General features: G+C 47.8%; 2 protein-coding genes. Both read right to left on the reverse strand.

From position 1 onward, the window contains the following. Positions 1-262 (reverse strand): HDOD domain-containing protein (locus A3738_RS07110; RefSeq protein WP_197473665.1); only part of this gene is annotated, 262 nt, incomplete at its 3' end. A 60-nt stretch (positions 263-322) separates the two neighbouring features. Beyond that, on the reverse strand, positions 323-804 hold a 482-nt coding region (locus tag A3738_RS07115), incomplete at its 5' end, for a CBS domain-containing protein (protein ID WP_156504043.1).

An 804-nucleotide genomic window follows, 5' to 3' on the forward strand; every position in this document is an offset into this window, starting at 1 on the left:
AAGCATTTGGTGTATAAAGTGGTGAATTAGCAACACGGATGACGTGCCCCGCCAGCGTAGTGTGGCGTTGAATTAAGTCCGCTAAGGTCGCTGCGTCAGTGTCTGGAGACTTTGCGAGACGCATAACGTCCGTTGCGATTTTGGGAAAGAGCGGCACATCAACAGCGCCTTTTCTCAGCAGCTTGAGTATCTGTTTACCCACTTCGCGCAAGTCGGCAGATAACTCGAATATCGCATCGTCTTGTTGTTCTTCCGTAATCAACGTCGGGCCTCGCTTGGACTAAAACTGAGCTGAGTTTAGTCCAAGTTTTCGACTACGCGTTTATCTACCTAAAATTTTCGCTAAACGTTTTCTCGACAAGACACCTTCAAGCTCTCCCTCCTCACTGACTACAGCTAAAGGGTGACTAGTGTCGAGTGTTTCAGGAATAACTTCTTCTAGAAGAGAGTCAGGTGAGATCTCAACCGTTTCTTCAAAGTACTCGTCAGTCAGAGGCTCTGAACTACATACGTCTTCGCTATCAACAGCTTGCTCCAAGGTCTCTTGCAGAACAGTTCCCTCAAAGCCATCATCCGATTCAACGTAGGCATAGTCTTTCGGCATATTACGCATTTGCTCTAAGGCCTCGCCGATCGTAGTTGCAGTAATACGATTCATTGGCGATTTCATCACGTTTTCAACAGTCAGAGCACGTGCTCGATTCACGTCTTGCACAAACGCTTCTACATAGGCGTCAGCGGGTTGCAGAAGAATTTCACTAGGCTCGCCGACTTGAACCAGCTCACCATCTTTGAGAATCGCGA

Source organism: Oleiphilus sp. HI0066 (assembly GCF_001635725.1).